This is a genomic window from Paenibacillus sp. FSL R10-2736, assembly GCF_038000245.1.
GTDB lineage: Bacteria > Bacillota > Bacilli > Paenibacillales > Paenibacillaceae > Paenibacillus_AQ > Paenibacillus_AQ phytohabitans.
Window position 1 is genome coordinate 1,126,117 of record NZ_JBBOBN010000001.1, and the last position, 21,065, is coordinate 1,147,181.

Here is a 21,065-nt window from a genome sequence, read left to right on the forward strand (position 1 = left end):
AATGGCGGGTGCCTGCTTTACCCCCATACCCCGACAAGCAGAATGCCGCCGAAGATGACTACTGAGCACAGAATCCGCCGTAGGCCCTGCTGCTCTTTCAGCAGGAGGATGCCCAGGAATGTAGCGAATATGGTCCCGATCTCCCGCAACGGGCTGATATGGGCGAGCGGCGCCTGCTGCAGCGCGAAGAGGAACAGCAGATACGAGCCCGGATTCAGCACGCTTCCCAGCAGGATGGTGAACTTGTTGCTCTTCCACTCCTCCAGCAGCTTGTGCGATTTCAGGACTGCCGGAGTCAGACCGGCGACAAAACCAATATTGGTGACCTCAAGCAACGCGAGCGGAGACATATGCTGGAGGTTCAGCTTATCGACGAATACATAGCAGGTTGTGCAGAGTCCCACGCAGAGCGCCATAAGAATCGGCGTATATCCGGATTTCCGGGAGGCGGCGGATGTGGATGCAGATAGGGATGCGGATGAGCTTCTGGAGCCCAGTCCGCTGAGCACTGCGAATCCGCCGAGCATGAAGGCAATACCGGCCCATCCATAGACAGACAGCGATTCGCCCAGAAAAAGAACACCGATCAGCGGGATGAGCAGCGTGCTCGTCCCCCGCATCACCGGATATATCTGTGATAAGTCACCCATCTCATAGGTTCTGGATAAAAGCCAGGAATATAAGGCCTGCAGCGCTACAGACAGCAGCAGCAGGGCATAAGCTCCGGCTGTAAGCGGGTGAGTCCACAGCTCGGATATTAGGATAGGGAACAGCAGAATAGTAGAGATCATCATGATCGACCACAGGAAGATGCTTTTGTCCCGGCTTCTTTTGGTGAACATGCTCCACACCGCGTGACACATCCCGGAAGCCAGAACCAAAAGAATTGGCAGCAGCATTAAATTTCAACCCCTTAAGACATGATTAGTGTTCTGAATCAGCGGCAGGTACAGGGGGATGGGAGGGTTGTTCCAGCAGAGCCGAGCCATCCTCAAGCCGGAGCCAAGTCTCGAACTGCTTATCGCCCTCAGTCAGCCGGATGACACGCGCTCCCCGCATGAAGCCTTCCCGCCCGTATGTATTGTAGCCGGTGGCCCGGCCATAGCTGAGCCGGATGCCATGCAGGCTGCCGGTGAAGTCGTTAACATGATCATGTCCGCAAAAAGTACCTGCCACATCGCCCATTTCCACCATAGCTGTGAAGAGTCCCGAATTAAGCACCGGAGCACAGACCTGCTCGAATTTATGGCCGTAGCAGGTCTGTGTGGACCACATCTCGGCATATTCCGGGAGCGGGATATGGAAGAATGCCAGTGCAGGCAGCTTGTCCTCACCTGCCTGGGGATTCAGCCGGGCTGATTGCTCTGTCAGCCAGCGGATCTGGCTCTGCCGGACCCAGTTATAGCCGGGAATCTGCGCAAGCCCGGAGTAGGCGCCGGTGTCCAGCATATAGAGAATGGCGCCCGCCCTGGTGCCGGTGCCCGCAATCTCAAGCGTATAATTACCAGAACCGGCCAGCTCTGCCGGACCTGCTTCAGCCAGGCAGTGGGGATGCTCCAGTGCAATGTCCATCAGCTCACTATAGGAGACACCTTGCTCGGTATCATGATTGCCGAAGACGAAGGCCCAGGGAGTACCGCTCTTCTCTACAGCGGCCACAGCCTCCCGGAACGCCTGCTTGGGCTGCTCGCATGCCTTCTCTCCTTCCGGGACAGGTCCGGTATAGATCAGATCACCTGTGAAAATAACGAGATCCGGCTGCTCCGCTTCCATCACGCGTTCCATAAGCTCCCGCGTCCGCTGATCCTCCGCTCTTCCATCCATCCAGTGAAGATCGGTGAATTGTACGATGGTAAAGGTTCCATCCTGGCGGAATGATAATTTATGCTTCATGTGAAAATCCCCTCTCTGCCTGAATAAAGTTATGAATTTAGTTCGTTAGGTGTTCAAGTGCTTTTGTGTTGTTTTGTATTTTATTATGTTGTTTCATGTTGATTTTAGGATGATAATCCGTTTCTGTCAATCTATAATTGGATAGATTGCACTTTCTGCAATAGAATTCGTTCCAACCGGCGTGAAATCTCACTCTGCTGTATTTCATACAACTGATTCCTCTAATTTCAATCCAAAAGACCTCTTTTACAAAATTCTAATGTACAGAGTGCAACAGATTCTATTATTTGGTGGAATTAGGGGGTATCTGCTGCAGAAAATGCAATAGAACTATAATTGGAAGTACGACCGGTGCGGAACCTTACTCCTGCTTGAAGCAGAGCGTTTTCTCGCTTCGCAGGCTTTAACTGTATTTTGTACAACTAAAGTTGCCGGATACGGTGCGCCAGAGCATTTTAACTGCACTCTATACAATTAAATAGCCTGCCATTCCCTGAATGATCGCCACACGCTATGTTTAGTTGTACAGAATACATTTATCGCAATAAATTCACGCTTTAGCTAACTTTTAATTGTACGAAATACAACTATTCAATGAATCGCCACCTTCGATACGTACGCAAACAGCAGGCATATGTGTGAACAGAAGATAATGACGCTAAGTGCAAGGGAACATGGTGGGGTAAGAAACTTAAGGAATTAAAGTTTCTTATGCGAAAGCGTAAGCAGATACACTCGTCCACCAGAGAAATCTTTTGATAAAAGCAGCTGCATTGACAAGTGGGATTCGGCTCCATATACTGAGGAAATCAACAACAATACACTCAAAACAACATTACATATACATATGGATAACCTAAATCGGATAAGGTAATTAGCATTCGCGAACGCGAATTCACTATAACTGGAGGAATCATACATGTCCCTGACCTATGAAGAACGCAGGCAGACCATCCTCTCCCAGCTGGATCTGGATGGGAAAGTGCAGGTGCATTTTTTGGCTGAGCGGTTCGCTGTAACCACAGAGACGATCCGGCGTGATCTCGACCGTCTGGAAAAGGAAGGGCGTCTGCGCAAGGTATATGGGGGAGCCGTACGGATTCGTTCCGGGAATAATGAACCCACCTTCATGAAGCGTTCCCAGATGAATCTGACGGACAAGCAGGCTATTGGCAGGCTCGCGGCTTCGCTTATTCAGGATGGCGAGACAGTAATCCTCGATAACGGGACGACCACACTTGAGATTATGCGGCAGCTTACAGACCGCGCCCACGTGACGGTCATTACCAACTCGGTTCCGGTCCTGAACTGTGCGCTGGAACAGTTTCAGGGGAAGATTATTTTTGCCGGGGGTGAGGTGAATGCCGCTTATCAGGCGGCTGTAGGCATCACCGCTCATGAGCTGCTGGGCCAGTTCAAGGTGAACAAGGCTTTTATCTCTGCCGGAGGTCTGTCGCTCTCAGAAGGAATTACCGATTATCATCTTGAAGAAGCACTCATCTCCCGCAAAATGATGGAACGGGCCGAAGAATCGATTCTGGTCGCCGACCATTCGAAATTCGGAGTCACTACCTTTGCGCAGATTGCCCCGATGGAGCATATCTCCATGGTTCTGACCGACAGCGGCTGCTCAAGAGAATGGAAGGATACCTTTGCCCGGCTGGATATAGAACTGCTGACAGGGTCATAACATACAGGAGCATAACTTACAGAAGCTGCATAGAAAATTCAAAAAAGCGCCAATCCTCTTACACCCTAAGGTGAGGAAGATTGGCGCTTTCTGGTGTGCCGCCAGCTATAGGCGGCTTTCTGGTGTACAGCTAGCTGGTTATAGACACCTGTCTGACGCAGTGCTCAGCTGTCTGACGCAGTGCTCACCTGTCTGACGCAGTGCTGCACCCGCCTGAAGCCAGGTGCAGCTAACTAAATGCAGCCCAAATCAGCATCTCAGCCGATCCAGATCCGCTGCATAGCGTGATCTCCGGAGTTCCGGCCGATCATTATATCGAAGTCTCCGGGCTCGAACACAAGCTCATCGTCCTGGCCGTAGAACATCAGCATCTCGCGGGTGATCTCGAAGGTTACAACCTGCTTCTCATGCGCGGCGAGGGTAACCTGCTTGAAGCCCTTCAGTTCCTTCACCGGACGGACCACACTTGCCGTAACATCGCGGATATAGAGCTGGACGGTCTCCTTGCCGGTAACCTCCGAAGTGTTCTCTACCTCAATGGAGGCGAGCACCCGGCCATCAGCCGCAGCTTCAACGTTGAAGCTGCTGTAAACAAAGCTGGAGTAGCTCAGACCATAGCCGAAGCAGAACAGCGGATCATTCGGGATATCCAGATACCGGGTTACATAACGCACATTCGGATACTGGGGATCATACGGGCGTCCCGTCTGATAAGCATTATAATACACAGGAATCTGTCCCACAGAGTAAGGGAAGCTCATGGACAGGCGTCCGGACGGATTATAATCGCCGAACAGCACATCCGCAATGGAATTCCCCGACTCACTGCCCAGGAACCAGGCCTGTACCAGCGCGTCGCTTGCATCAAGCACTGGCGCAAGCTCCAGCGGACGGCCGCTGAATACGATGGTGACGACAGGCTTGCCGGTATCCTTCAGACGCCGGATCAGCTTCTCCTGATTCGCGGACAGCCGCAGGCTGGCTTTGCTGCCGCCTTCCCCGGTGTCATGCTGGTTCTCGCCGACAGCTGCTAGAATCACATCGCAATCCTTCAGCTGTTCGAAGGCTTCCTCAGCGTGGTCCTCCACATCGAAGACACCCTCCAGCATGCTTCCCAGCTCGCCGGTCATTGCGGTAACAATATCTGCTGCCGGAATTTTGCCGGTGATGCCGGTGTAGAGCGATACGGCCGGATCTTTCTCAGCACCTGCCCAGCCGCCCAGTACATGAATAGAGGTGGCGAATGGACCGGCCAGACCGATCTTCATTCCCCGCTTCAGCGGCAGCACTTCATTGTCGTTCTTCAGCAGTACCACCGAGCTTGCACCGAGTTCCCGTGCAGCTTGCAGGTGCTCAGCGCTGGGCTTATCCGCTTCGTCTGCCACCGGATCGGCATCCTTGAACGGGTTGTCGAACAACCCGAGGGCATCCTTCAGCTCCAGTACCCGGGTGACCGCTTCGTCGATCAGGCTGATATCGAGCAGCCCTTCTTCGACCAGCGCGGCCCCGTGGTTCAGATAGTGGGTGGACATCATCTCGATATCCAGGCCTGCGGCAAGGCTTTTGTGGGCAGCTTCGCGGCCATCCTGCGCAGCGCCATGGGGCACTAGCTCATTGACAGAGTTGAAGTCGGCGATAGTGACGCCGTCAAAACCCCATTCCTCCCGCAGAATTCCGCGGAGCAGCTTGCTGTTGCCGCTGGCCGGAATACGGTCAATGGTATTGAACGCGGCCATGACCATGGCGACACCGGCATCTACTGCAGCTTTATAAGCCGGCAGATAGAATTCGCGGAGTACACCGGTGGACATATCCACCGTGTTGTATTCACGGCCGCCTTCAGGTGCGCCGTAGCCGGCGAAATGCTTCACGCAGGCTGCGATCCGCCCCGGCTCCTTCAGGTCTGTCCCCTGATAGCCCCGGACCATGCTCTCGGTCACGCGGGCGTTCAGGTAAGGGTCCTCACCGGAGGTCTCCATCACCCGGCCCCAGCGCGGATCGCGCACGAGGTCAGTCATGGGGGAGAAGGTGACATGAATACCGGCAGCGGCGCTCTCTCTGGCTGCGATTTCAGCGAAGCGTTCGATGGCTTCAAGGTCGAAGCTGCTGCCCATCGCCAGCGGTATCGGCAGGATGGTCCGGTAGCCGTGAATGACATCCGCCATGAAGAGCAGGGGAATCTTCTGGCGGCTGGATTCCAGATGCCGGGTCTGCAGCTCAATGACATTCCGTGCGCCAATGCCGTTCAGAACGCTTCCGATGTTCTCCATCACCTGCGGCTTGATGTTCAATTCTTTGAATGGACCCGTTAAATCCACGGTATCATCCAGACCCCAATAGTAAGGACCGAGCTGGGTTAGCTGGGCCAGCTTTTCGTCTAGTGTCATATCGTTCACGAGATCTTGGATAAACGGTTTAGTCATGGCGAACTCCTTCGTTAAGCGTACTGAATGTTATCGTCTGTATATATTATTGTGCCAAATAGATATGCAGTTCATCACCGGGCAGTGTAAGCAGGTTGTTCTTGGCAATGCTTACGGCACCCGGGCGGTACGGATTGGACAGGACCTGGCCGGTAACCGCAACTCCCGCTGCATGCAGCTCCGGAGTACGAGCCGGGCCTGAGCCGATGTGATAAACAAAGGTTAACGGACGGCCGAAGCACTCATAAGTGAAGCGCAGTCCGTCAAGAATGGCCGGCAGTACCGGATCAATGATCAGCTCTTCTTCGCTGAAGCGGATACCCAGGATTGCTGAGATGAGCTGGTTGAGATAGATTCCGGGACCGCTGGAATACAGGCGCCAGCCGCCTTTGACTTCTACACTGCCGTCGCGCAGCTGATCGAAGTTCTGCTGATAGCTGTAACGGTCAGGGAAATTCCCGTCCGAGCTGCTGAAGTACATATTGCTCTGGCGCAGCTGGGCATTAGGGACGCTCTGCCGGATGTTGATCGGGTTGATCTGGAACAGGCCTTCCCAGGCGCGGTCAGCTTCGCCAAGCTTGGCGGAGGCTTCGAGATAGCGGATATGGGCATGCACATACTGCAGGCTGATCTCGCGGCCGACACTGGCGGCTTGCTCGGCACGGCGGAAGATCGTACTTACGCCGCCTTCATAGCGGGCGGGACGATCCATCAGACGTACGCCATCCGGGTGATTCAGATACTCGTCAATCAGGCGGAAATTGGCGACCGCTTGTTCAGGGGTGACCAGTTCAGCGATGATACTGCGTGTCATCGGCAGTAACCGGTACTTAATACCCGTCTGCTGATCCAGCGGATGAAGCATATAATCAATGCTTCCGTCTTCCTGGAAGTAGGCGAAGCCGGCGATTACGCCATCCTTGATCAGCAGCGTCCGGAAGGATTCCTTCATCTCTTCGGCCATTACAGCAAGGCTGGCGGAGAATTCGGCATCGGCTGTAGTGACCTGCGACAGGTTGCGGATGACCTGGAAGGCCAAAGCGACAGTCCAGGCACTCACGAGCTTGGTCTTCAAGGCTTCATCAGCAGGCTGCAGCGTATCATCCCAGTCGCCGCCGGCATAATTGATCAGGGAAGTGCCCGGTACGAAGCGTTCGCGGATCGTCTTTACAGCAGCTTTGACATGCTCAAGTACAGTTTCGGTCTGCTGGCTTGGCAGGGCATCTGCCAGATGGTGGTAAGCTACCTGTTCCTGAAGGATCGTGTAGTCCCCTGTAGCCATAATATAATCGCTGATGCATTTCAGCGGCCAGAGTACGACATCGCCATGCCATTCATGGGCTTGTACCGGATGCTGGTCGAACATGAACCATTGCGGCCATTCCTTGCTCTCCCACAGCTGGTGGGAGTAGATCTTCAGCAGTACATTTCTGGCCAGCTCATAATGCTGGGTCATCAGGAAATACTCCATCGGTCCCTGGCATACATCGCGTGTACCCCATGCGGCTCCGCCCGGCTGTTCAAGGCCATGCGGCATAATGAAATGGGTCATCGCATTATGGGTGTACCACCATACAGTTTCGTTCAGAATATCAATCCGTGACTGCTCTTCTCCTTCAAGCTGGAGGTGGAAGCCCGAAGTAAATGTCTCATAGAAGCCTTTAAACAGCGCTTCCTCGGTTTCCGGAGTGTAAGGAGAGACCAGGGGAAGACTGTCGGCCTGTGTGAGCCGGCCTTGGATTACAAGCTGGAAGCTTGCCGACTGCGTGACGGAAATCGTCAGCAGCGTTCCGTTGCGCGGCTGTCTGTCCGTATAGAACATCCGGTCATCGCTGTACGTATAGGCGGTTCCCGGAAGCTGGATATCGAAATGCAGACCGGGATAAGGAAGCTGCTGCACGGACGCTTCGTCAGGAAGAACCTGCAGAATTCCGTCCTTGGCTTCAACTCTTACCGGATGCTGGAATTCATGCTCACCCATAACAAGCTGGTTCGTGATCAGATAATCATAGGATTTGCCGAGCTTCGACTGAACCTGCAGGGCAACATCCGGCTGGCCTGCTGCGGCAAAGACGGTAACCGTGAGCAGATCATCCTCAATCTGGTAATGCCATCTGGCAAAGTTAACGCCCATTTCGTAAGCTGCCGGGAGCGTAAGAATCCGGTAGACCCCATCCAGGCGGACATAGATCCGCTGTCCGCTGTTCCTCTGAATATTCAGCAGGCCGCGTGGTGTGGAGAGCAGTTTATGGAAAGAGGTATTGCCGACAACCGTCTGGCCGTTGAAGATCCCGTACATATAGTTAGTGGAAGAAATTAGGTTGTTATCGACTTGGCTTTTATCGAGCAGCGTAGTGATGATATGGCCGTGCGGACGTTCAACCAGCAGTTCCTTGGGCTGCAGGACTACGTGGACATGCTCCTCAGTGAAGAAGGAGAGCAGTTCCCCGTTCTCTATTTCTTCAAGCTTCCGGTTAGGGTAAGCCGCATCAATCTCAGCCTGGGTCCACTGTGCAGAGACATAAGGTGTGCCAATATCAGTACTTAGCACAGGCACATCTCTGCTCGGCACAGCCTCACCCGCGCTCCAGTCGATTTCATCGTAAGCTGCCTGCAGCTCGGCCTGGAACTCAAGCTCTGTAACAGCAGCCGGATGAGTAGGGCGGAAGAGTCCGTAGAAGGCGAATTCGGCGGCAGCGGACAGCGTCATAAGCTCTGTCTGCAGCGCGGTATAGGCCAGCTCGTATTGATAGTTGCTGTTCTGCAGATTGCCGCTAAGCACCTCAGGTACATAACTGCCTTTGTAAGACACGCCGAAGAACTGCATACCGTCAGTAGAATAGCCTACTGCGCGCGTACCCACTGCACCCTGCTGGAGATAAGGGAAAGCAATGCCCTGCGGCTGGTTCTGGCGCGAGCATACGGCATAGCCGTTCTTGCCTTCCCAGATGCTGTGATCCAGGTATTGGCTCATGTACAGCTCATTGGCCAGAACGCCGCCTTTGCCTGCGACACCGATATCCTGTCCATAAACCACATCCACGGTCTCACCGCTGCCGGAGAGCTGAATATGCCAGAACCAGATTCCGTCCCGGGCAGGCGCGAAGGTCACACGGTAGCTGATTGCTTCTATAGAACCTTCAAAAATCAGTTGGTCTTGACTATGGGACAGCTTGGAGCCCGAGCGGATTCCGAGTAAAGGATAGCTGCTGATTCCTTGCTCCGTATGCACGCGCAGATAGATATTATTAGCTGAACCATCTACAGGATTGCCTTGGAACTGATTAATGAGAGTAGACTCATGGGTGAACTCGAAGATGTCTCCTGTTGGCAGGAACGTATAACTAAGGTCATCCCGGGTTAAGGTAATCATGTTTGATTGTTGTTTGAAAATCATAATAACCCTCTCTTTCCAGTACGTGATTGGGACATGAATTAGGTTAGGGGGAATTCATCATCAGATGTCACAAGAACAAGGTGACATGTCCGTGTAAAGAATAAATAGAAACGTTTCCATAAGTGATACATCTCGATATTAGTCTGAAGACGAAAAAAAGTCAATTATCTGCGAAAAAACGACCAGATTATCGTTTTTGTAACGCGGAATGTAATTTTTTTACTTGTAATTCGAAAATAAAAAATGTTTGACAGCGTATACAACTTGGGAGTATGCTCTGAGCAAGGGGAAACACAAAGAAATAATGGAAACGTTTCTATACTGTCCAATACGGTTAAATATTAAAGGTATGCACGCAGTTGTTATTCCGGCTGCAGGACAAGAAGTGAAACAAAGATATGCATGTTGTAAGAATGCATCGTTCAATTTGGAGGTGGGCTCATTGGCAAGATTTGTACATGCGGGCGGAAATATCGTCCGGGAACTGTTTAAGAACAAAGTGCTGTATCTCATGCTGCTGCCTGTCATTGTGTATTTCGCGGTCTTTCATTATGCGGTAATGCCCGGCGCTTATGTTGCATTCGTGGATTACAAGCTCAACAAAGGTATCTTTGGCAGTGATTTCATCGGTCTGAAGAACTTTGAATTCCTGGTGCAGACCGGAGAGCTCTGGAATATCACCAAGAATACGCTGCTCTACAATCTGGTATTCCTTGCTTTAGGTAATATTATTCAGATTGTGTTTGCCATCATGTTGTCGGAGATAACCGGGAAATGGTTCAAGAAGATCTCCCAGTCCGTTATTCTCCTGCCAAACTTCATTTCAATGGTTATCGTTGGTGTGTTTGCTTACAATCTATTCAACTTCAACTCCGGATTCATCAATACGATGATCTCGGGGGCAGGGCTGGACCGTTATGAGTTCTATAACGATCCGGGCATCTGGAAATACATTATTGTGGCCTTCAAGATCTGGGCGGGTACCGGCTACGGTATGATTGTCTATCTGGCTGCGATCACAGGGATTAACCATGATCTGTACGAGGCTGCCTACATGGATGGTGCTACTACCTGGCAGCGGATCCGCTACATGACCCTGCCTATTCTGAAGCCGACCTTTATACTGCTCCTGCTGTTCGGTATGGGCGGGATTCTCAAAGGCTCCTTCGACCTGTTCTACAATCTCATTGGCACAAACTCCGTGCTGTATCCGCAGACGGATATCATAGATACGTATGTCTTCCGCTCCCTGGTGGGACAATTTAACTTCTCGATGGGTGCTGCAGTAGGATTCTACCAATCCTTATTCGGCCTGGTCCTGGTGCTTGTGGTTAACTTTATTGTACGCAAGGTTGAACCGGACAGCGCGTTGTTCTAAGACAAGACACGAAACAGGGGTGATGAAAATGGCAAGTACATCTATTAAAATCAAACAGGATTCCGGCAGTGTTTTCATAAAAGTGATCAGTTACATCTGCATCACGATCTTTGCACTGTTCTGTGTGTTTCCTTTTGCGCTGATGATCTCTTCCTCCTTCATGAATGAGCAGGAGATTGTCCGCGAGGGATATAAGCTGATTCCGAATGAAGTTTCCTTCAAGGCCTACGAATTGTTGCTCAGTAACTCCTCCAAGCTGGTGGATGCTTATCAGGTTACGATTTTTATCACAGTCGTAGGTACGGTGCTCGGGCTGTTCATGATGTCCATGGCCGGATTTGTCCTGAACCGCAAGGATTTCAAATACCGTAACTTCTTCTCCTTCCTGATCTATTTCACAACCTTGTTCAGCGGAGGATTGATTCCGACTTATATTCTGATGGTCAAGCATCTGCATATGAAAGACAACCTGTTCGCCATGATTCTGCCGGCTGTGGTAGGGGCGTGGTCGATCTTCCTGATGCGTAACTTCATGAAGGCGATCCCGGATTCCCTGTATGAATCAGCCACGATTGACGGCGCTGGCGATTTCCGCATCTACTGGCGGATCTTCATGCCGCTGGCGGTTCCTTCACTGGCGACTATCGGGCTGTTCTCGGCGCTGGGCTTCTGGAATGAGTGGTACAACGGGATGCTGTACATGGACTCTCCGACCAAGTTCCCGCTCCAGTACTTCCTGCAGCGCATGATCAACCAGGCGAATATGGGCAGTCTCATCAACTCGGGAGCGGTCATTAATACAGCCGATCTGCCTACCCAATCAATTAAAATGGCTACAGCCGTACTGGCCACAGGCCCGATCATTCTCCTGTATCCATTCATTCAGCGTTACTTCGTAACCGGTCTTACCGTCGGTGCTGTTAAAGGTTAATGGACGCCTTCTTCAATCGAAGGGTGTTTGTTATAGATGCAAAATCCATAATATAGAAAAGAAAAGGGAGGCTTACCGAATGAAAGGTAAAAAGATTGCTTCTTCTCTAGCTGCTGTCCTCATGCTTACTGGAGTGCTATCCGCTTGTTCGTCAAGCAATAATGCAAATGGAAATAATTCAGGTTCGTCGAACACTCCATCCACTTCCACCAATGCTGGAGGAGTAGACACCTCTAAGGAAGCAAAGCTGGTGTACTACCTGTGGGGCAGTGAAGGAGTTACCAATAAAGAAATTCTGGCTGAGATCAATAAGAAGCTTAAGGCTGATCTGAATACTACACTTGAAATCAAGTATATTGACTGGCCGGACGTAGCTACCAAGTATCCGCTGTTGTTCGCTTCCGGCGAATCGTTCGATCTGTCGCATGCTTCTCCGGGTGCCGCTGTGTCTTACTACACCCTGGCTACTGAAGGGGCGCTGACTGACATTACCGACATGCTGGACAAGGTGGCGCCTAAGCTGAAGGCGGAGATTCCTGAAGCGTCATGGCAGAACACCAAGGTCAATGGCAAAATCTACGGCGTACCGAGTCTGTTCAGTGAATACACGCCTGCCGGTTATGCATACCGTACGGATCTGCTGAAGAAATACGGCATGACCGAAATTAAGACAATCGATGATATGGTTAAATACATGGATAATGTGGTTGCCAACGAATCCTTCCCGCCAATTAACGGTAAGGCTGAGGATGCACAGAACATGTACAGAATGCTAGTAGATACTACAGACATGTGGCTGAACGCACCTGGTATCTCGCTGAATGAATTGAATCTGGTCACCAAGAGCCCGGAGGATTACAAGACCGTATTCCATCCAGCCTTCACCCAGGAATTCGAGGATTGGGCTGTGAAAATGCGTGAGTGGGGCGACAAGGGCTATTGGGGCAAAGACGTTCTGTCCGCTTCCCTCGGCAGCAAGGACAACTTCAGAGCAGCGAACTCTGCGGGTTATCTGACTCATGCCCAGGACTGGATCGGGCAGTACGGCGGAGATATCAAGGCACTGCCTGACTCTCCTACAAGCTTCTATACTTTTGCTGAAGCGAATAAGAAAATCAAGCGTAAAATGGGTGTAGACAACTCGACAGTAATCAGCGCGAATTCCTCCAATCCGGAGCGCTCTCTGATGGTAATTGAGAAATTCATGACCGATGAAAGCTACTACAACCTGATGCAATACGGTATCGAAGGCAAGCACTACGTCATTGAAAATGGCGTGAAGAAGCAGCCGGAAGGCTTCAATGAAAAAACAGATGGTGGAGGCTTCTCAGCCTGGTCCCTCAGAAACGACAAATTCGTGATTCCGAGTGATACTGAGAACCCGATCCGTAAAGACCTGTTTGCTGCATGGGATAAAGAAGCAATCGATGATCCGTACAACGGCTTCAGCTTCGATCCTTCGAATGTAACAACTGAAATTGCTTCGATCTCGAACGTCAATGCACAGCTCGGTATTCAGCTCATGCTGGGTAAAACAAGCAAAGATCCAAAGGCAGCTGTAGCAGAATACCGCGATCAGCTGACAAAAGCAGGAGTTGACAAGGTCATTGCCGAAGTAGAGAAACAATTGGCAGAATTTACACCTGTTAACTAAAGAATGAAATAGGTTAGAGGGGAGCTATAGTCTATAGCTCCCTTACCTATAAATGGGGGAGTAGTGTGGACGTTAATATTAAGGATATCGCGCGGATATCCGGAGTCGGCATCTCGACTGTATCCAGGGTTATCAACAATAAGGGACTGGTGAGTGATGCGACCCGCGAGAAGGTTCTGAGTGTCGTGAAGGAATACAATTATATTCCGAATTCCAACGCACGGAATTTAAAAACCACGCAATCCAAGAACATTGCACTCATGGTCAAGGGGATTACCAATCCGTTCTTCGCCATCATGATCAAGGAAATTGAACGGCAGGTCAATCTGCGCGGCTATCCGTTTCTCATCCATCAGGTAGAGGATGGGACTGATGAGATCAATGCGGCGATTCAATTGGTGAAGGAGAAGAACTTAAGCGGGATTATTTTCATGGGCGGTACGTATAATCATTCCGAAGAGAAGTTCAAGCAGCTGACGGTTCCGTTTGTACTGACGACGATCACTACATCCCAGGAAGTGGACCCGGCCATATTCTCCAGCGTAACCATCAATGAATCGAAAGAGGCCTACAAGGCGACCAGTTATTTAATCTCACTTGGACACAAGAACATTGGCTTCCTGGCCAAATCACCTTTATTGGATGAAACTACGGGCAGCCGGCGGCTTATGGGATATAAGCTTGCATTAGAAGAAAATAATCTGCCTTACAATGCCGGGCTTGTAGAGGATTGTGAATACAGTCCGAGCTCGGGCTTCAACGCTGCACGCAGACTGCTTAACCGGGACAGAGCGGTGACCGCAATATTTGCTGCTTCCGATACCATTGCCATCGGTGCGGCCAAGGCTGTGCTTACCGCCGGCTTGTCCATCCCTGATGATATTTCGATTATCGGCTTTGACGGCATTGAGATGGCAGAATATTATCATCCTGCGCTGGATACGATCAGCCAGCCGGGTACGGAAATGGCTCTATCCAGTGTAGGGGTATTGTTTGATCTTATTTCGAATCGCACAAACCATCAGCATATTGTCTATGATGCGGTCTTGCTCAAACGGGGCTCCTGCAAAATGATCAAGAGCCGATAACAGCAGGGCGCTGACTATAAACGTATTGGAGTTGATATCCAGGATGCAAGAATCTTTGAGAATAGGCACTTTGGTCCGGGGCGGTGAAGCCGTCCAGGTCATTCCGCAGATTGTGAAGCATGGCTTCGAATCCTTCCAATTGAATTTCTGGCAGACGATTGGCGATACCGATCTGGTGGAGACAGCCGCCCGGATTCGGGAGCTGGCGGCTGAGCATCACTTCGTGATCTCTGCTGTCGGGATCTATGGTAATCCGCTTGGCGGCAACCCCGAGAGTGGAGATACCCTTGCCGGCTGGGAGCAGTTGATTGAACATGCCCACTTGTTCGGCACGGACATTGTCGGCGGCTTCACCGGGCGGCTGCCCGGCTCTTCAATTGACGAGTCCCTGCCGAGATTCGCCGAAGTATTCGGAGGATTGTCGAAGCGGGCCGCGGACAAGGGTCTGCGGATTGCTTTTGAGAACTGTGCGATGGGCGGGGACTGGCAGAAGGGCGACTGGAATATCGCGCATAACCCTACAGCTTGGGAGAAGATGTTCAATAGCGTTCCGGCAGATAATCTCGGGCTGGAGTGGGAGCCTGCCCACCAGTTGACTGCGCTGATTGACCCGGTCCCGCAGCTGCGCAAATGGGTGGATAAGATTTTCCATGTGCACGGTAAGGATGTCACTATCGCCTGGGACATTATCAAGGAATACGGGATTCATGGTCCCAAGCCTTATGTATGGGACCGCACGCCCGGCTTCGGCGATACCAACTGGACGGATATTATCACCATTCTCCGCCAGGGCGGCTATAAGGGCACAATCGACATCGAAGGCTGGCATGATCCGGTTTACCGCGATGAGCTGGAGATGACCGGCCAGGTACATGCCCTGAATTATTTAAAGCATTGCCGCGGAGGCAGCTTTGTGCCGAATCCGGTGATTTGACTTTGACGACAACAAGACCTCGTTATCCACGCATGTGGAGGATGGGGTCTTGTTGTATTTGGAACTACTCCCCCTGTAGGGGAGTGACAGCGGGCTGGCCGGGAGCAGGACACGCCGGCGCGGGAGTTAGGCGGGAATGACGCGGGAAGGAGGGGAGTATAGGTCACCGCCAGGAATCTTGCAGAAAATACAACAATACCGGACTCAAAACTGCCGGTACGCAGTAATCTTGCAGAAAATACAACAATACAGGGCTTCAAGCTGCCCAACCGCCAGAAATCCTGCAAAAAGTGCAACAATACCGGATTTGAAGCGCTCGACCGCCAGAAATCCTGCAAAAAGTACAACAATACCGGATCTGAAGCCGCCCAACCGTCAGAATTCCGCGTACAGAGGGAACGTGGGCATCTAATTCGGCTCCAAAGTGGGTCCGGCGCAGGAATAAGAAGCAGAAATACCCCTGCTTCATTCCGCCAAAAGTGAGTCCGGCGAAGGAAACAGAGGTAGATACTTTATTTTGGTGACAGTTCGCGGAAACTAGGCCTTAAACGAAACGCTTGATTGTCCAGTAAGGGACAGTGAAGCTGCCTTTGTTCGTTGCAATGTGTAGTGCATCTGTTGAGTGATCTATTTTACATACTCCGGTGTAAGTTTCTCCGCTGATCAAGTGAACGCGTTGCCACAGATTGGAGAGGAGCGCATGTTGAATGTCCTTTTTTATCATACTCGTTCACTTCCCTTAGTTGCTCTTAGTAACTGTATGTTAGTAAGCTTCTGTACTTATTATTTAAACCACAGAGCAATAATGTAACAGTTCAATTGGTTACAGTTTTGTACCATTTATAATATACATTGAATTGCAGGAGTTTTACTCTTAATATACTCATAAGTGAATATAGACCCGCAACCCTCCGAGGTTAGGCTGACAGGTTGATTTCTCGAACAAGCGATAATCTCATCTTGAATGCTCTTGTGGATTGTGCCGGAAAAGCAATTACACAGCGCAGAGTAGCAGTCCGCATACAGGGTATATATATTCTAGGAGGTGTCACCAATGAATTGGACAACCAGATTGCAGCAGATCACATTAACTCTCCTTACCGCTAGTCTCCTTACTCTAGGCTGGGGGACCTCGGCTTCTCCGGTGCAGGCGGCGGCGCCGGCACCAACCCCGGCTCCGTCCTGCAGCACGGGAGATCATGGGCTGCTTCAGGAGTTGCAGGCAGCACATAGCGGAGCAGATGCGATCCCGCTTAGCTTCTCTGATGTAGAGTTTCTGAGTGCAGATACGGGGCGGGCAGCCGGGAACGGATTCCTGATTGGAACCTCGGACGGAGGCTGCCATTTCCAGAAGATTTATGAAGGGCAGTGGAGCTTTCAGCAGATCGACTTCCCTGATAATATCCATGGCTGGGCACTTGCCGCGGTCAATGACGGTCAGGCTAAATATCTGATCCGGACCACGGATGGAGGCTCTACCTGGAAAAGGCTGTCGAATAAGGCCGTGACCTTTGAAAGGGTAGAGTTCCTCGACAGCAGCAAGGGATTCGGCTACAACCGTGCGTCCACCTATTATACGAATGACGGCGGAGAGAGCTGGAGCCTGATTAAGACACCAGCGAATACACGCGGAGCTTATTTCACCAGCCTGAGCAGCGGATGGGCCGTGGTCGTTGTACCGGGCAGCGGGTACCAGGTGATGCGGACGGCAGACGGCGGAACGAACTGGAAGCTGATGCTGAAATCTTCTTACGCTGAACCCTCATACGGACAAATCTATGCGAACGGCAGTCAGGTGTATGCCGTACTGTACGGCGGTTATGGAATGTCGCAGACTTCGTATTCGCTCTACGGCAGCGCTAACTCCGGCGGCAGCTGGACGCGGGTGATTGCCCAAGAGACGGCTGGAGGCGGTCCGGCTCCGGGAAGCGGTGCAGCCAAGGTGAAGAAGGGGCCGGCTTCAGGCAGCCCCGGCAATCTGGTGGTGATCGGCAAAACAACCGCCTTCCTGGTGGGATTCCAGCCCGCAGCGGAACAAGTGGGGATCGGGCTCACCAAGAATAACGGGCAGGCCTGGAGTAATCAGATGACGGTTCCCGGCTACGAAGGGACGATCTCCTTCACCGACCATAATCAAGGTTGGCTTGCGGTGAGAGACCTGAACAGCTCGACACTTTATGTGACGAAGGATGCAGGTGCCACCTGGACGTCCAAGTTTTCTTTTGAGACTACGGGGCGGTAAGGTTTTTAATGAATGAAGAAACGGGTGCCGTCCTGGCGAGGGGCGGCCCGTTTTTTTTGTACACCATAGATATATATTGATTGAACTGAAAAAGGTACATGACATATAACGCGGAAGCCTGCGTACGGAGTTTGTAAAGCGTTTCGTTCGGCATCCGTTCAGCGTCAATGGATAACTGTATTTCCTGCAATTAAAAGACGAAGAAAAACCCGATTTACCGGGCGAAGTGTATTCTGTACAACTAAAATTAAGGAAAGTGTACCTTTATGGCAAAAGTGGATTTTTTAAGTGTACGAACTGCAATTAAAGTTCTCAAGGGTGATTAAAAATCACTTTTAGTTGTAGAAAGTACAGTTAAAGTGTGGGCAAGTGTAGTTACGGTGGTGAATAGCAGATACCCTGTTTCAATCCAATTTGCAGAATATCTGGTGCTGTGAAAAATTTACCAGTATGCCGGGTAATGAGATAGAGGTGGGAGGTGGAGCATGGTTAAAGCCGTTAAAATACTGTGGATCGGCGCGGTTGTGCTGAATATCGCATCAATCGTGTTCTTTTTCATGCTGACGAATCATTGGCTTACCCAGGGGTGGATCATGGATATCATCAGTACGGTAGTGCTGCAAATTGTTGGAGTTCCATCGGCGGCTCTGATTGTTGTCTCGCTTTGTATTTTTAAATTTAACTGGAAACCGGCCAGCTGGGTGGGGTACTTAGGGGCTTTAATTATTATTGCTGCGCTGCTGTGGATCGCGGGATATCTGTTCCTTTTTGCATGGCTGTCTATATAGAGGAGCTGGATAAAAGGGAGGGGATGGAAGTGGATAGTTTTTACGATCAGGGTGAAGAAGCGTATATCAGCGGGGATTTCGTTCGCGCGCTTGCACTGTTCACGGAGGAGTGGGAAAGACCAGTGTTTAATCTCGGCCGGGTGTATTTCAGACTGGGGGAGCTGGACAAAGCGTTCCGTTATTATGAGACAGCTCTGAGAATGAATCCGGCCAGTGAAGATGCTCTATATTATATGGGAACCTATTATTATGAGGTTGAGGACTATGTACAGGCGCAGCAATGTTATGAGCAATCCTTGAAGCTCAATGAAGCGCAGTCTGAAACGCATCTGAACCTGGGAATGTGTTACGTTAGGATGTCTGATTCCAAGTCAGCCCTCAAGGAATTTGAGAGAGCCTTTGAACTGGATCTGTCCTGTTATGATGCTGTGCGTAATAAAGGTCTTGTTCTTCTGGAAATGCGTGAATTTAAGGCGGCGCTGGATGCATTCGGGCTGGCGGCCAAAATCCAGCCGGATGAAACGGAGTGCATGAACTGCATCATCTATTGCCATGCAAAACTGAAAGACTACGAGACGGCACTAAGAATAGCCCGTAAACTGCTGGAGCTTGAGCCCGGCAGCAATCAGGCTTTGCGCTTTATTGAGAAGCTGGAGGTCTCGGTGACCAAGCAAATTCATGGAGAGAGTTAACTGAGGGGCATTATTGAGAACGACTGTTTAAAATAATACTTTACCGTTCGTTCTCAATATGCTAAGATTGCAAATGTGAGGCGGATAAATTTTTTTTGATAATAGTAGAACGTTCGGTCTCAATAACAGTCAGAAGCTTGATTACACAGTAACAACAAATAAACTTATAACTTAAGGAGTGTTCACGATGGGAAAGCTTGAGGGTAAGGTTGCCTTGATTACAGGAGGGAATAGCGGAATCGGGTTGTCTGCCGCCAAATTGTTTGTTGCTGAAGGTGCCAGAGTCGTTATTACCGGCCGCAATCCGGTATCTTTGCAGGCGGCGGTAGAAGAACTGGGCGCGGAGCATGCCATTGCGGTTCAAGCCGATGCGACAGATCCGCAGAGCGCTGTGACGGCTGTGAATGCAGCCATGGAGGCTTTCGGCAGACTGGATGTTGTCTATGCCAATGCAGGCATAGCGGCTTCAACACCACTCGGCAGCACAGACTTGGCGACTTTTGAGGAAGTGCTCAAGATTAATGTGACCGGTGTATTCTTCACCGTTCAGGCCGCATTGCCTCATCTGAAGGCCGGGGCATCAGTTATTCTGACCGGCTCCGTGCTGGCAAAGGCTGGCAGACCCGGCAACTCCGCATACGCCGCCAGCAAAGGGGCGGTCAGCAGCATGACCAAAGTGCTGGCTTCGGAGCTCTCCCCGCTGGGCATCCGGGTTAACAACATTGCCCCTGGCGTGACGCGCACACCCATCTGGGGACAATCCGCGATGGATAACTGGAGCCAGGTGGAAGCAGGCATGTCGCTTTCCATTCCGCTGGGCCGTGCGGGTGACCCGGAAGAGATTGCCAAGGTGGCGCTGTTCCTTGCCTCGGATGATTCCTCTTATATCCAAGGTGCCGATATCGCTGTAGACGGCGGAGCGGGCAGTTCTCCCCTGGGTGCACCGGTTTACCGGCAGAACGCTTAAGCATGTTGTAATGAGAGAAGCACCTTAACCGGTGCTTTTTTTGATGTTATTATGCTAAAATAGAGTCGGATGTAAAAATATGTTATTCTATTCCATTTTAAAAATCTAATTTGTAACGGAGGCTATCCTTTGAGGTTTAAAAACCGGATTTCAATTATTGTGTTAGTGGTAATGACTATATTGGCCGGGGGGATATATTTCTCGCTTACCGGATTACCTCATAAGAAAAGTCAGATCGCTAGTGAAGTGAAAGAATATCTGGTTAATACAAGATCGTACCCGGTTGCAAATATTCAGGAAATCCGGGGAGGCTACAGCTTCAAATCGGGCGACTATGATGCAGATGTACTGTTCAAAGATGAGCCTGATGTGAACTATACGTATGCCAAAGTAAATGGGGAATTCAGACTTGTCGGAACGTCAAGCCTGTACGGGAAACATATGGACGAAACATACTATTGAACAACCTTTTACACTTTTCCAATAAGAGGTAATGGGTATACATTGTCGAATAAGACATACATATACAAAAGTATTCACTTTGTGTACGCAGCTGAAAGGAATGTAAACGCTAACAATAGACCCGGGAGGCGAATGGAAGATGGACGGAAGCAAGTCGTTGATCTATCAAATTCTCAAGACGATTGAAGAGGGCAAAGAACCGGTGCTGGAGAACCTGGAGGGTATAACAATCGGGGGATATCATAGTGCACTGGAACAGATTGTGGAGAATAAGCTGGCCAATAATATCAGTTTCTCCCTCAGCGGCAAAGGGAAAAAAGCAGTCCGCGTTGCGAATACGAGCGGCTCTAAACTGACCGCACAAGGCGTTAACTATATTCATGTACAGGACAGCCGCAGCTACTAGCTATAAGCAAGATATACGATAACACCCGCAGAATGGAGATGCGATATATCTCCTGCTGCGGGTGTTATTTTCTATGGATTAATGGGGCTCAGTTGAATAGCCATCCCGCATCTTAAGCAT

16 protein-coding genes are annotated in these 21,065 nt (G+C 50.8%); 12 read left to right on the forward strand and 4 right to left on the reverse strand.

The window, feature by feature from the left end:
- Window positions 1-17: 17 nt before the first annotated feature.
- Both NSQ73_RS04940 and NSQ73_RS04945 read right to left on the reverse strand, forming a co-directional pair.
- Entirely contained in the window at window positions 18-899 is an 882-nt protein-coding gene (locus tag NSQ73_RS04940) for a DMT family transporter (protein WP_340985584.1), read from the reverse strand.
- Window positions 900-924: 25 nt separating this feature from the next.
- The gene (locus NSQ73_RS04945; protein WP_340985585.1) at window positions 925-1,893 is read right to left on the reverse strand and encodes a metallophosphoesterase family protein; all 969 of its coding nucleotides are present in this window, start codon (window positions 1,891-1,893) and stop codon (window positions 925-927) included.
- 919 nt (window positions 1,894-2,812) lie between these two features.
- Between NSQ73_RS04945 and NSQ73_RS04950 the strand changes: the two genes are divergently transcribed.
- The gene (locus tag NSQ73_RS04950; protein WP_340985586.1) at window positions 2,813-3,583 is read left to right on the forward strand and encodes a DeoR/GlpR family DNA-binding transcription regulator; all 771 of its coding nucleotides are present in this window, start codon (window positions 2,813-2,815) and stop codon (window positions 3,581-3,583) included.
- A gap of 257 nt (window positions 3,584-3,840) precedes the next feature.
- Here NSQ73_RS04950 and bglX read toward each other — a convergent pair whose 3' ends face one another.
- Window positions 3,841-6,006 (reverse strand): beta-glucosidase BglX, encoded by a 2,166-nt coding sequence (bglX, locus tag NSQ73_RS04955; protein WP_340985587.1) that lies wholly within the window; start codon window positions 6,004-6,006, stop codon window positions 3,841-3,843.
- 46 nt (window positions 6,007-6,052) lie between these two features.
- A complete protein-coding gene (locus NSQ73_RS04960) occupies window positions 6,053-9,403 on the reverse strand; it encodes a GH36-type glycosyl hydrolase domain-containing protein (RefSeq protein WP_340985589.1) in 3,351 nt (1,116 codons plus the stop codon).
- Between the two features lie 442 nt (window positions 9,404-9,845).
- Here NSQ73_RS04960 and NSQ73_RS04965 point away from each other — a divergent pair, with 442 nt between their 5' ends.
- The 11 genes from NSQ73_RS04965 to NSQ73_RS05015 all read left to right on the forward strand — a co-directional run bounded on the left by NSQ73_RS04965 (window position 9,846) and on the right by NSQ73_RS05015 (window position 20,945).
- On the forward strand, window positions 9,846-10,781 hold the full coding sequence (locus NSQ73_RS04965; RefSeq protein WP_231637716.1) for an ABC transporter permease: 936 nt from the start codon (window positions 9,846-9,848) through the stop codon (window positions 10,779-10,781).
- A 43-nt stretch (window positions 10,782-10,824) separates the two neighbouring features.
- Window positions 10,825-11,712: a carbohydrate ABC transporter permease gene (locus tag NSQ73_RS04970; protein WP_042141583.1), complete on the forward strand. Its 888-nt coding sequence runs from the start codon at window positions 10,825-10,827 to the stop codon at window positions 11,710-11,712.
- 79 nt (window positions 11,713-11,791) lie between these two features.
- A complete protein-coding gene (locus NSQ73_RS04975; protein WP_340985590.1) occupies window positions 11,792-13,366 on the forward strand; it encodes a DUF3502 domain-containing protein in 1,575 nt (524 codons plus the stop codon).
- A 65-nt stretch (window positions 13,367-13,431) separates the two neighbouring features.
- A complete protein-coding gene (locus NSQ73_RS04980) occupies window positions 13,432-14,454 on the forward strand; it encodes a LacI family DNA-binding transcriptional regulator (RefSeq protein WP_042139624.1) in 1,023 nt (340 codons plus the stop codon).
- A 55-nt stretch (window positions 14,455-14,509) separates the two neighbouring features.
- Window positions 14,510-15,388, forward strand: coding sequence for a sugar phosphate isomerase/epimerase family protein (locus NSQ73_RS04985; RefSeq protein ID WP_305954229.1), 879 nt, complete (start codon window positions 14,510-14,512; stop codon window positions 15,386-15,388).
- Between the two features lie 1,054 nt (window positions 15,389-16,442).
- Complete coding sequence (locus NSQ73_RS04990; protein WP_340985591.1) at window positions 16,443-17,630, forward strand: hypothetical protein; 1,188 nt, start codon at window positions 16,443-16,445, stop codon at window positions 17,628-17,630.
- A gap of 485 nt (window positions 17,631-18,115) precedes the next feature.
- Entirely contained in the window at window positions 18,116-18,418 is a 303-nt protein-coding gene (locus tag NSQ73_RS04995) for a hypothetical protein (RefSeq protein WP_042139621.1), read from the forward strand.
- A 29-nt stretch (window positions 18,419-18,447) separates the two neighbouring features.
- Entirely contained in the window at window positions 18,448-19,110 is a 663-nt protein-coding gene (locus tag NSQ73_RS05000; protein WP_340985592.1) for a tetratricopeptide repeat protein, read from the forward strand.
- Between the two features lie 187 nt (window positions 19,111-19,297).
- Complete coding sequence (locus NSQ73_RS05005) at window positions 19,298-20,077, forward strand: SDR family NAD(P)-dependent oxidoreductase (RefSeq protein ID WP_340985593.1); 780 nt, start codon at window positions 19,298-19,300, stop codon at window positions 20,075-20,077.
- A gap of 129 nt (window positions 20,078-20,206) precedes the next feature.
- Window positions 20,207-20,539 (forward strand): DUF3139 domain-containing protein, encoded by a 333-nt coding sequence (locus NSQ73_RS05010; protein ID WP_340985594.1) that lies wholly within the window; start codon window positions 20,207-20,209, stop codon window positions 20,537-20,539.
- A gap of 139 nt (window positions 20,540-20,678) precedes the next feature.
- Entirely contained in the window at window positions 20,679-20,945 is a 267-nt protein-coding gene (locus tag NSQ73_RS05015) for a hypothetical protein (RefSeq protein WP_042139617.1), read from the forward strand.
- The last annotated feature ends 120 nt before the right edge of the window (window positions 20,946-21,065 follow it).